The 12,658-nt window shown below is 34.5% G+C and carries 10 protein-coding genes; 2 read left to right on the top strand and 8 right to left on the bottom strand.

Annotation, left to right across the window (positions count from 1 at the left end; all coding sequences use genetic code 11):
• Window positions 1–48 precede the first annotated feature (48 nt).
• The 8 genes from ACNH59_RS08865 to alaS all read right to left on the bottom strand — a co-directional run bounded on the left by ACNH59_RS08865 (window position 49) and on the right by alaS (window position 10,801).
• Window positions 49–639 (bottom strand): hypothetical protein, encoded by a 591-nt coding sequence (locus ACNH59_RS08865; RefSeq protein WP_418262187.1) that lies wholly within the window; start codon window positions 637–639, stop codon window positions 49–51.
• Between the two features lie 99 nt (window positions 640–738).
• A complete protein-coding gene (locus ACNH59_RS08860; RefSeq protein WP_418262186.1) occupies window positions 739–2,616 on the bottom strand; it encodes a tetratricopeptide repeat protein in 1,878 nt (625 codons plus the stop codon).
• A 23-nt stretch (window positions 2,617–2,639) separates the two neighbouring features.
• A complete protein-coding gene (locus tag ACNH59_RS08855) occupies window positions 2,640–3,653 on the bottom strand; it encodes a hypothetical protein (protein ID WP_418262185.1) in 1,014 nt (337 codons plus the stop codon).
• Window positions 3,654–3,750: 97 nt separating this feature from the next.
• Entirely contained in the window at window positions 3,751–4,800 is a 1,050-nt protein-coding gene (locus ACNH59_RS08850; RefSeq protein WP_320891297.1) for a hypothetical protein, read from the bottom strand.
• Between the two features lie 94 nt (window positions 4,801–4,894).
• Window positions 4,895–6,244 (bottom strand): sensor histidine kinase, encoded by a 1,350-nt coding sequence (locus ACNH59_RS08845; RefSeq protein WP_418262184.1) that lies wholly within the window; start codon window positions 6,242–6,244, stop codon window positions 4,895–4,897.
• Window positions 6,245–6,311: 67 nt separating this feature from the next.
• A complete protein-coding gene (locus ACNH59_RS08840) occupies window positions 6,312–7,268 on the bottom strand; it encodes a GSCFA domain-containing protein (RefSeq protein ID WP_418262183.1) in 957 nt (318 codons plus the stop codon).
• A 7-nt stretch (window positions 7,269–7,275) separates the two neighbouring features.
• Window positions 7,276–8,055, bottom strand: a complete 780-nt coding sequence (locus tag ACNH59_RS08835; RefSeq protein WP_418262182.1) for a hypothetical protein — start codon at window positions 8,053–8,055, stop codon at window positions 7,276–7,278.
• A 109-nt stretch (window positions 8,056–8,164) separates the two neighbouring features.
• The gene (alaS, locus tag ACNH59_RS08830; RefSeq protein ID WP_418262181.1) at window positions 8,165–10,801 is read right to left on the bottom strand and encodes an alanine--tRNA ligase; all 2,637 of its coding nucleotides are present in this window, start codon (window positions 10,799–10,801) and stop codon (window positions 8,165–8,167) included.
• Window positions 10,802–11,132: 331 nt separating this feature from the next.
• Between alaS and ACNH59_RS08825 the strand changes: the two genes are divergently transcribed.
• The gene (locus tag ACNH59_RS08825; RefSeq protein WP_418262180.1) at window positions 11,133–12,110 is read left to right on the top strand and encodes a M23 family metallopeptidase; all 978 of its coding nucleotides are present in this window, start codon (window positions 11,133–11,135) and stop codon (window positions 12,108–12,110) included.
• Between the two features lie 129 nt (window positions 12,111–12,239).
• Window positions 12,240–12,572: a MerR family transcriptional regulator gene (locus tag ACNH59_RS08820; RefSeq protein ID WP_220760030.1), complete on the top strand. Its 333-nt coding sequence runs from the start codon at window positions 12,240–12,242 to the stop codon at window positions 12,570–12,572.
• Window positions 12,573–12,658: the final 86 nt, after the last annotated feature.

The raw sequence follows: 12,658 nt of genomic DNA, 5'->3' as shown, positions 1-12,658 counted from the left end.
GGAAACACGAATAAATAAGGCAATTGCCCTATATTGGTCAAAAAACAGTTATTCTTTTAGTTTTAATTCGAAGATAATTTTCAGAATCAAAAAAGGAATAACAGCGAAAACATTGGCATATTCGACCATGAATTGCCATTTTTGAGCAGATAAAAACCAAATCAAAATGCCTAGCAATAGCGACAGATGCAGCGTGAGTATGCCATTCGAGAAAATATCTTTGGCGTATCTTACTTTCGAATTAGTATAAAAAAGAAAGCCTTCTCTTAGTGTAAAAATGAACAGGCTTCCATTAAAATAAGGGTTTTTAAAACTAAAAATTTCAAAATTCAATCCTATCAAATCGAGTTCTTTCCAATCAATGATGATACCAAAAAAGACAATAATAAACACCAAATAAATACCCAACATAAAGAACCTTTCTTTATTATTTCCAAGGAATTGAACCGCATCAGCTGTTGGAACTTTTTTGGAATAGTAGGCAATTCTATCAAAAACAGTCCGAATAAATTCGTCAAACCAAAACAAGTACAAAATGTAAAATACAGTGGTTTGTTTATGAATAATTTCCATAATGGTACATCCTGTCATAAGGACAATTGAACAGTAAGTAGCTATGGAATGGGTATTCGAATTCATTTTATGTTGTGCTATAAAAAACCACATTCGACTATTGTTCAGGCAAACACAACTGAACACGAGTTCCTGTATCTGATGACGTTAATTGTAATGTTGCTCCTATTTCGCGAGCTCTTTTTTCATCGATAGCATTCCGTTACCTGCTTCAATAGTAGTGGTGTCAAAACCAGTTCCATTGTCTTGAATGGTGATTTCGAGTTGGTTATTTTCATTTTCAAAACGAACACTAATTTGGGTCGCTCTTGCATGTTTGACTGCATTGTTCACCGCTTCTTGAATAATTCGATACACATCAATACCCATCAAAGCATTAAAACATATTTCCTCTGATTGAGGAGGATGTGTGAATGAAAAAGCGATGCCAATCAAAGAAGTTCGTGCCGCTTCAATAAAATTAGTCGTTCTTATTTTTAAGTCTTCAAAGGTGATGTGTTCCTTGTTCATGGCCCAAATGGTATCACGCAAATCCGTAATTGTGGAACGGGTAAAAGTACCTATCGCATCAAACTTGGAGTACAATTTTTCCTTTGTGAAATCAAAATATTTCAAATTGTCCAATGACGAAATAATAAAGGTCAATTGCGCGCCAATATTATCATGCAAATCCTTAGAAATCGCCAGTCGTTGTTGCTGAAGATTGTTTTGATTTTCAATTTTGATTAACGCCTGTTTTAATTCGTTTTCTTTGATAATTTGTTTGTTTTTAAGTCGTTGTTGTTGGTACACTAAAAAACCTATCAACCCTAACAAAAAAGCCATGCCCGAAGCAAAATAAAACAATTTGTTTTTCTCTTTAATTCGGCGCTCACGTTCAGCGAGTTGATTTTTGGATTTAATTAACAAAGCATCTTTTTTGGCTGTTTGGTATTTTGTTTCCAATTCAAAAACGGCTTTGGCTTTTTCTTTTTCAAATAAGGTATCTTTAATCGCATTGTATTGTTGCGAAAACCAATAGGCTTTATCAAATTTATTCAGGCCGGCATAAGCTTTAGACAAGTTTTGCAATTGGGCTACTTTAAGTTTTTCAGCATTTGTCATTTCAATATACACTAAAGCTTCATTGGATTTTTGAATACTTTCAGTATATCTTTTTTGCTTCAACAAACTTTTGGCGTAAGCATTCAAAACATTCGCCACTTCATAAGCATTACCCGTTTCTTTATGACCAAGTATAGCCTCTTTAAATTTAGTTTCCGCTTGAGAATAATTCCCTAAACTATCCAGCGCCATGGCCATGTTCGAAACTGGGTACGGAAGGTAGTTTTTAAACCCTAAAGCTCGATATCCTTCAAATGCTTTAGCAGAATAGTGTATCGATTTTTCATATTGCTTTAAATTCAACAATACCGAACCCATATTACCATAGGTTGCCGTCTTCCCAAAATCATCGTTGATACTAGTATATATAACATTGGCTTTTTTGTAGTAGTTCAAAGCTTTGGCATACGACTTTAGTTCCTTATAAACGATTCCAATATTAGCCAAAACCATCGCTTTCTTGCTTGGATTGCCTTGACGTTCATACATTGACAAGGCCTTAAAATAATACGTTAAGGCAGTCTTTAAATCACCTAAAAACTCACTGCATATTCCTAAATTATTATAGCTGTCCCCAATTTCTATTGGACTGTTTATTTTTTGACGAAGTTGCAACGCTTGTTTATGAAATACAATAGCACTATCCAATAAGGTTTTGTGTTGGTAAGCGTTGGCTAACGTATTATATACTTTTGACAAAAGCGTGTCATTGGGTATTTGTCGAGAAATTGCCAATGCTTTTTTAGCATAAACAAGCGCTTCATTGTTGTTTTGGTCGCTGGAATCATTCGCTTTTTGTATCCAATAATTCGCTTGTTTTTTGAGCTGTTGCAAAGGTATTTTTTCTTGAGCCAAAATTCCATGACACCAAAAACCTAAAAGCAGCAATAGGTACTTCCACTTGTTTCTTAACTCTAAATTACAGCTATTGCTATTCATACCAAGCAGATTAATTAAGACTATTATTTGGATTTTCTACGGTTATAAATTTGCTTAAAAATATAAAAAACAACCACTACAATAAGAACAACAGGTGCTATTATTCCTAAAATAATAATCATAAACGGAAAAGTTGACCAAATATCAAATGATACCTCATAAGGACTTTGAGGTTGTATTTTTTCAAAAGTGGAAGGTAATTTTTGATTGGAAAAATCATCTATTGCCTCAAATAAAATAGTTTCTTTTTCCAATACCTTTTCGAAATCAAAATTTTCGATTTGATGACCGTAAGTAACAACCAAATTATCTTTAGGCAAAGGTGAAAAAGCTGTTAACCCTCCCAAGAATATCGGAGCATTAGAAGCTTTTTTAAACTGAAAATGTTCAGATAAGCCACGAATAGCTTTGTAACTTAAACCATCTCGCAATTGTATGATAAAAGTAGCTTTTTCTATAGGTTGTTTCCATACTTTGCCTGATTCAAGGAGATAGGTAAACACATTCAAATAATCTTTAGAATACCCTCTTGAAACCTGTCCGTTATTGGTGTTTACAATGAAATAAACCGTAATTACATTTTCTTGTTGGGGCAAAAAATCCATCTGCCATGTTAACCAATTTTGGTTTGCAAACGTCATTACTTCATTCGTGTCATCAAATTGATGTGTAAGGACAGGCAGCTCATTGCCATTGGACTTCACTTTGAATTTATAAATCGAATCCAAACTCACTTCATTGCTTTCCACTGCACCACCATGATAAATTCCTTTGATGGGATATCCCATTTTAAAACTCAACTTTTCAGAAGTGGTATTAACCATTTGGTAAACTCCTTTGACCACAGCATAGCCTTTGTACAACTGAATATAAATACGCTCATCCCGCATTTGTATTTTTTTGTAAGCCAATGAATCTTCGGGAAACAACATGGTAAATGCCATTCCACCACTATTATACACTCCGGGTTGGGAAACATTGGAACATAAAATCCATAGTAGTGGCAATAAGATAAAAACGGGAAGGATTCTATTCATTTTGAATTGCATATAACGAAATTTCACTATTCCTAAAAATAAAAAAGCTGACCTCTTTTTTATCATTCAGTCAGCTTTTAAATCAAATCTAGGTGTTTTAATTTAGCATTTCATCAATGTGTGATTTAAGGAAAGCTATTCCACCTTTTAACACCCCTGCTTTGTATTTTTCTACATCCACTGGTAAAACATAACTGTTAGAAACCGTAATATTGTTGGCTCTATACACTTTCCCAAAAGCCGTATTGGTACCTATGTAATCTTCATCATTTTTTGCCTCACTCTTAATAGTTTGCGTTTTGAAAGCTCCATCGATAACAATATCATTTTTAAGCGTTCCTATATAACTAACATCAGGCGACCCTCCAATAGGGTTACGTCCACAAGTGATGTCAATTTGGCTTTGTGCTGGAATATCCACTTGTTTTTTCTTCCCGATGGTTAAGGCTTGTAATTTGCTTATTTCTTTTTCATTGATGGCTTTGACATTGTCATAAGCAACAATACGCAATTGTGTTTCTACTTTTATATTGGCACTTTTATTTCTTTGAGCCCATGAGTTTTTATCTTCAATAAAAAACACAAACAATTCTACATTGGCCACCACTGCATCATCCAAATCTTTGGACAATTTAGAACCGTAATTCATTTTCAAGAAGTTTTCGTTTGAAGAATAAAAGGCATAATTACTCGGACGAACAGAGGCAACTCCTGGGAAAATGGTATAAGAAACGGGATAATTTTCTATGCGCTCTCTTCCTTTGAAGGCATCTGTTTTTTCATAATTTTTCCCATCAACAAATTCATAGCCCTTTGTTTTCAATTGATTTTTAAAATCAGCAAACAGATCATTGGTAATGTCTTTAAAATTTTCTTCGGTTAAATTATCCAATCCTAAAAAAAGTTTTGATTTGGCGTCACCTGTCAGTACACTTCCTAGCATTCCTCCTTTAGAAGTCTTTTCTTTTTGATTGTAAAACTGATAATGTACCACAAAATCGTTTACAAATACTTTTTTAGGTTTGTTTTTTAATTGTTTGGTTCCTCCAAAACTCTTAATCTTAAACTCATTAATTGTTTGAGCATTCGAAGTTAGAAAGGCTGTGAGTAGGAATAGAAAAAATAATTTTTTAAAAAAGGTTTTCATATTGCATATTTAAAATTAGTTTAAACAAAATTCTAAATATGATTGCTGATGGGAAATAAGGCAATTGCCCTATTTTTAAATAAAAAGAGGAAAATCACAGCCTAATTTCCACTTTTGTTCCTTGCGAATTAGAATCCAATATGAACTGCCCTCCTATTTGTTGGATTCTTTTTTTCATATTATTCAGTCCGTTGCCTTTGACAATAGTAGCACTGTCAAACCCAATTCCGTCATCTTTAATGGTAATTAGGAGTTGGTTTTCTTTTTCAGAAACCGCTATTGTAATCTGTCTTGCTTGTGCGTGTTTGAAAGCGTTGTGAACGGCTTCTTGTAACACCCTATAAATGTTCATCCCTTCGATGGAACTCAACTTTTTAGCCCTTAATTTTTCGTCAATCACAAAACTAAACTGAATCGCTTCGTTTGACATTTTTGCTTTAGCTATAAAATCATTGACACGCATTTCTAAATCTTCAAATAGCATTTCGTTACTCTTTAAAGCCCAAACCGTATCTCTTAATTCCACGATGGTTTCCTTTGCAAATTGACCAATCGTATTCAATTTGGTTCCTAAATGTGCATCCTCAATAGTATGCGCATATTGAATATTTTCAACGGAGGATAAGATAAAAGTAAGCTGAGAACCTATATTATCATGCAAATCTCTCGAAATAGACAAACGTTGTTGCAACAATTCATTTTGATTTTCGATATGTGACAAAACATATTTGTATTCGGCTTCTTTATGCTTTTGAGAGCTTTTGATAACAATAAAAGAATAGATAGCCAAGATAATAATGGGAACAATTACTAAATCCCCAAAAACAATATATTCAGCATAAAATAATGTAGCGATTATGTAATAGAAAATAAAAATCACATTACAGAAAATCATATAATTTACAAAATCAGAAACCCATTCCTTTCTTAAAGTTAGTTGGATATCGTTCTCACTGACTTTAAATTTATTGAGAAATATTCGTAGATAAATAAAATAAAAAACGGAATGAAACAACACCAAATTATTCAAAATTGCCGTAGGCGTGTGATTCCCTTGAATCATTTCGTCAAAATATTGTTTTTGCAATTCGTCAGGTATAAATAAATAATATAGACCCGCTACAAAAACCAATAATACAATCCAATAATTTAAACTCCAATATTTTGGTAGTTTTTGTTCCAAGGTAAAATAAACGTATTGCAACAGCATAGGCCCGTACAACAATGCAAAACCAGTAATAGAAAACTGAATAAATACCAAATGATAATTACCGTAATAGTAAGTGATTAAATTAGAAAAACAAACCAAAATAATGTTCAAAAAGAAAAAGCAGAACGATAATCTTGCTTTGGGATTTTCTTTTTTGGTAATAAGGATAGAGACTACAATTAATGATAATATAAATATGACAAAACAATTAAGGTAAAGTATATTTGAATCCATAGGCGTTACTTTAATCAAAACATAGTTTCAAATAAACAAAATCCTTTGAGAAAATCATAATCAAAAGTTAAAAAACCATAAAAGGATATTTTTGGGTCAAAGTTTCAATTCGTTTTTGATTTTTGATAACAAATTGCTGATGAGACTCTGAATTGGGATTAATAGGACGATGCAATAAGGCGGTTTGTATCTGTTGAACCTCTTTCATCAAGGAAAATGAAGATTCAGAAATCGTGGCTTCTTTGAATCGTTCCCAGATATAATCAATCGCCACTTGACTTGGATGCAACATATCAGGAGCGTAAAAACGATAGTCACGCAATTCATCCATCATGATTTCGTAGCTACAAAAGTATTCAGTATTCAGTTTAAAGTGTTCAGTATTCACTATTTCATAAATGGCTCGCAGTAATGATGCTTTACTTATATTGTTTTCAAAAAAACCATCTTTTATGTGTCGAACTGGTGAAACGGTAAATATGAAATTGCAATTTGGATTAACAGACTGAATTAAGTCGATACTTCTTTGAATACTACTAACAATAGTCTCAACAGATAACAACTTCTTAGTAAATTGTTTTTGAGGCACTTTATGACAATTGGCTACAATCGCATTGCTTTCAATACTGCGGTACACCCAAGCAGTGCCTAAAGTAATGACAAAATGGGTTGCTTGTGTGATTTGGTTACAAAACCCATCCAACAATCCATTCAATTGATCGAGAAGTTGTTGTTTGTCTGGATTAGACAATTCAGAATGTACTTCAAAACAATGCCATAAATCGTTATGAAAAAAAACATCGTTATCGGTAAAATAGTCTTTGCGAACCGTACGTTGGATTAATTTTTCAATGGAGACAGGGTTGAAAATAATTCCAAAAGGATTCACTGTATTTTGGAATTTGTAAAACTCAAATTTCTGGCTCATATTCTCGGCAAAGCAAGAACCTAGTGATAGTATTTTGGAATCATAATCAATAGGAAATTTACTTTTTGAAATAGGAACTTGAAGTCTGAAATCCATTGTAGGGTTAATAATGATAAGTTGTTTTCAAATTATAGGAAATACCTTTGTGAGGAATACTTACTAAAGAGTTTTTCTCCACTGGATAATTCCTCTTGTCGTATTTAAAGGTATTTTTATAAAAACTAGCCGACGAAATAATTTGTCCATCTTTTTCAACACTGGTTTCTACGGTACTGATAAGATAATTATTTGTAGAAATAATCCCTTCGTGGTCCAATAATTTTTCATACCCTTGAATATGATGCAAAGGATTAGATTTTAAATCATATTCATAATTCACATAATAGCGTGACAACACTCCTACCCCTACATTATCTAAGGTACGTTCTTCTCTAATGATATTCCCATTATCAAAATACAATTTTCCATGATGTAATTTTACAGGTAACGGCAATAAACTGATATCAAACTTTTCATAAGATATCGTACCGTCCTGATTATGCGTATAATTGATGACATAATCCCCATCGGATTGAACGGTTTGCAGTTTTCCGTTGTTATAGGAATAATTCACAATGGTTTTCGAGTTGTTTGAAAGGGTCGTCGTTTCGATTTTGGTAATCAAATCGGCAGTATAGGTAAATACTTTTATCGTTTCAGCGCTCTCAATTCTAACAAGCTGGGCTTGATTATAAAAAAAGGTAGTTGTTTTTTCTGTTCCACTCTCCGAAGTTTCAACAATATTTTTTACGTATTTAATTTTATCATCTAAATCATCCGTACAAGAAGAAAGCGACAAAAAAGCAATTGTCAAGAACCAATATATAAATATTCTTTTTGTCATTTAATGATATTAAAAATTAAAACTATAAAGGTGGTATTCTTACAATCTCTAACATTATAAAAACCAAAGATATAAAAAAACTATAGCTTTGGTTTTTATTTTTTTTCTACTACTTCACGAATTCAATTGCATTGGTCAAAGCATCTGGAATTCCTCCAGCGTTTTTACCACCTGCAGTAGCAAAGAATGGCTGTCCGCCACCGCCACCTTGGATAAATTTACCCAATTCGCGCACAACTTGTCCCGCATTTAAGCTTTTCTCAGCTACTAATTCTTTAGAAATATAACAAGTCAACATTGGCTTTCCTTCGTCGGCTGTGGCCAAAACCAAAAACAAATTGGTTCCTAAGGTTCCTAGTTCATACGCCAAATCTTTTGCGCCTTCCGGATTCAAATCCACTTGCTTGGCTAAGAACTGTATGCCGTTTAGTTCTTGAATCTCTTGAGCCAATTCAGCTTTCATATTTTTTGCTTTGTCTTTCAACAAGGCTTCGACTTGTTTTTTCAGTTTGGCGTTTTCATCTTGCAAAGAAACCACCGCTTTCACAGCATCTTGAGGGTTCTTTAAAGTTGCTTTAATTTCGCCTAACAATGCCTCCTGCGACGCAAAGAATTTTTTAACAGCATCACCAGTAATCGCCTCAATACGACGAATTCCTGCCGCAACAGCTCCCTCAGAAACGATTTTAAAATGCCAAATATCAGCGGTATTTTTCACATGGATTCCACCACACAATTCCATACTGTTGCCAAATTTTATTGCACGTACATTATCTCCATATTTTTCACCAAACAAAGCCATCGCACCTTCGTCCAAGGCTTGTTGAATTGGGATATTTCTTCTTTCAATTAATGGCAATTGCTCTTGTATTCTAGCATTGACGAAATCCTCCACTTGCTGAATTTCTTCATCCGTCACTTTAGAGAAGTGTGAGAAGTCAAAACGCAAATAATTTGGATTTACTAACGACCCTTTTTGCTCCACATGCGTTCCTAATATCGTGCGCAATGCCAAGTGCATCAAGTGTGTCGCCGAGTGATTTTTAGAAGACAAACTTCTTAAATCGATATTAACTTTGGCTACAAAACTTGCATTTACATTTTCTGGTAATTTTTTAGCAAAATGCAAAATCAAGTTGTTTTCTTTTTTAGTATCGATGATTTCAATAGTTTCGTTTGCCGAAACTAAGGTTCCCTTGTCCCCAACCTGACCTCCACCTTCTGGATAGAATGGTGTAGCGTCTAAAACGATTTGGTACATCACCCCATCTTTTTTAGAATCAACTTTACGAATACGAGTGATTTTAACTTCGTTTTCTAATTGGTCGTAGCCTACAAAAGATTCAACATTTCCGTCCACTAAAATTTTCCAGTCATCAGTAGAAACTTCTGAGGCCGCACGAGAACGTGATTTTTGTTCTTGCATGGATTTATCAAAACCAGCTTCATCCAAGCTATATCCTCTTTCTCTTAAAATCAAAGCCGTTAAATCGATTGGAAAACCGAATGTATCGTATAATTCGAATGCTTTAGCTCCATTCACTTCTTTACTTGAAGTTTCAGCAATTACCTTGTCTAATAATTGCAATCCTTGATCCAAAGTTCTCAAGAAAGAAGCTTCTTCTTCGCGAATAACATTGGTAACCAAAGTTTGTTGTTTTTTGATTTCTGGAAAAAATTCTCCCATTTGGTCTGCTAATACCGCTACCAATTCGAAAATAAATGGCTCTTTTGTATTCAAGAAAGTAAAGCCGTAACGAATGGCACGACGTAAAATACGACGAATTACGTATCCCGCTCCAGTATTAGACGGCAATTGTCCATCGGCAATAGCGAAGGCTACCGCACGCACGTGATCTACAATCACACGAATAGCGATATTCGTTTTGTTTTGCTCTTCAGAAACGGTTTTTATTTCGTTTGAAGTGTATTTCAATCCTGTGATTTGCTCCACTTTTTCAATTAGTGGTGTAAACACATCCGTGTCATAATTGGATGTCACGCCTTGCATTGCCATACACAAACGCTCAAATCCCATTCCGGTATCAACGTGCTGTGCTGGTAATTTTTCTAGTGAACCATCGGCCTTACGGTTGAACTCCATAAATACGTTGTTCCAAATTTCCACTACTTGCGGATGATCAGCATTTACCAAACTGAAACCTGAAACTTCGGTTCTTTCTGCATCGGTACGCAAATCGATGTGGATTTCTGAACAAGGTCCGCAGGGGCCTTGGTCTCCCATTTCCCAAAAGTTGTCTTTTTTATTACCAAGGATAATTCGGTCTTCAGAAACGAATTGTTTCCATATATCAAAAGCATCTTGATCAAAAGGCACATTCTCTGCTTCGTTTCCTTCAAAAACAGAAACATACAAACGATCTTTGTCTAACTTTAAAACTTCCGTCAAAAATTCCCATGCCCACGGAATCGCTTCTTTTTTGAAATAATCGCCAAATGACCAGTTCCCTAGCATTTCGAACATGGTGTGGTGGTAGGTATCAAAACCTACGTCCTCCAAATCGTTGTGTTTTCCAGATACACGAAGACATTTTTGCGTATCGGTAATACGATTGCTTTTGGGTGTGGCGTTTCCTAAGAAATACTCTTTAAACTGTGCCATTCCTGAGTTGTTGAACATCAAGGTGGGGTCGTCTTTAAGAACGATAGGTGCCGAAGGAACGATTAAATGCCCTTTGCTTTCAAAGAATTGTAAATACGCTTTGCGAATGTCTTGTGATTTCATTTTTAATGTTTAATCGGTTAATTGCTTAATTGTTTAATGGTTTGTTCGAATAAACGAAAAACCAAATCAACGAATCAACTTTTTTGCCCCAGATAAAAGTGGAAAGCTTCGAGTTTGGGCAATCTATTTTTTTCTTGATGGTGCAGAGCGACCAGAGGAAGCTCCTGCAACAGGGTAGAAAAAAAGATTGCTAAACGAGAACTTGCAACGGATAGCTGGAATAGGCTCTAATTATTTTTTTATTCCGAAAAAAGGGGTGTTACGAATGAAACATTTATTAAATTTGTTCGACCAACCTTTTTGGACGTGCAAAAATAGGGTATTTTAAAATATGGCGAAAGTAAAATATTATTACGATTCTGAAAATCTGGCATATCGGAAGATCAAAACAAAAAAAAGACACAAATTTGCTTATGCAGTCTTGTTTTTGGTGGCTTCGGCCTTATTTGGTTTCCTGTGTTTTCTAGCTTTATTGAATACACCTTATTTTGACACACCAAAAGACCGCCTCTTGATGCGTCAGATTGAGAATTTAAAATTGAATTATGAGGTTTTAAATAAACGCATTGAAGAGCTATCAGCAGTTGCGGCAGCTATTGAAGACCGAGACAATAACCTTTACCGCACTTATTTTAACATTTCCCCTATTCCAACAGAGGAACGCAAATCAGGATTTAAAGACCCCAATCGATATGCCGAGCTGCAAGGGTACGACAATACCAAGCTAGTTTTGAGTACTACCCAAAAAATAGATGTTTTGGCAAAACAACTCGCTATTCAGTCTAAATCATTGGATGGCATTTTGAAATTAGCCAAGGAAAAAGACAAATTATTAGCTGCTATTCCTGCCATTCAGCCAGTTCGAAATGAAAACTTGAAACGCATGGCTTCTGGATTTGGATACCGGACCGACCCATTTACTAAAGCAAGAAAAATGCATGAAGGCATGGACTTTACAGCTAAAACAGGAACTCCCATTTATGCCACAGGAGATGGCGTAGTGTCACAAGCAGATGCCAATGCTTCAGGTTATGGGAATCATGTGGTCATTAGGCACGGTTATGGATACGAAACGTTGTATGCGCATTTGAGCAAATACAACTGCCGTCCAGGGCAAAGGATTAAAAGAGGAGATATCATTGGGTTTGTAGGCAGTACAGGAAGATCGGAAGCGCCACATTTACATTATGAAGTCCATAAAGATGGTAAGGTCGTGAATCCGTTGAATTTTTATTACGGCAATATTTCGGCAGTGGAATATGTGGCGATATCTAAATTAGCGAATCAGGAGAATCAATCGCTGGATTAAGGAATTTGGATTTGAGATTTGGGATTTAAAATTTAAGAATAGCTTATAATATTAACATTGAAATTAAAAAACAGATTTTATACCTTGCAGGAAAAAACCTAAAACTTTAAACTTGAAACAAAAATTAAAATGCACATAGAACTTTCAAAAGATAAAAGGTATTACAGCATTGGAGAGGTCGCTAAGGCTTTTAATGTAAATGCGTCGCTCATCCGATTTTGGGATAGCGAATTTGATATTTTGAAACCAAAGAAAAACGCCAAAGGCAATAGAATGTTTACTCCTGAGGATGTGACCAATTTACAATTGATTTATCATTTGGTTAAAGAAAGAGGTTTTACTCTTGAAGGTGCTAAAATTCACCTGAAAGAAGGACAAAAGAAAACCTTGGACAAATTTGAAATTATTCGAAAACTGGAAGCAATCAAAACGCAGTTAACCAATATTAAAAACGAACTTTAAAGTAAAAAAAAACAATATCAATAAGCAATTGAAATTGACAATTTTAAAAATATATAGTAAATAAAAACAACAAACTTTAAATTAAA

Origin of the sequence: Flavobacterium faecale, from assembly GCF_048320115.1 — a bacterium.
Classification (GTDB): Bacteria; Bacteroidota; Bacteroidia; order Flavobacteriales; family Flavobacteriaceae; genus Flavobacterium; species Flavobacterium faecale_A.
The sequence above is the reverse complement of the archived record's forward strand: the minus strand, read 5'-3'. Positions and strand labels throughout refer to the sequence as shown.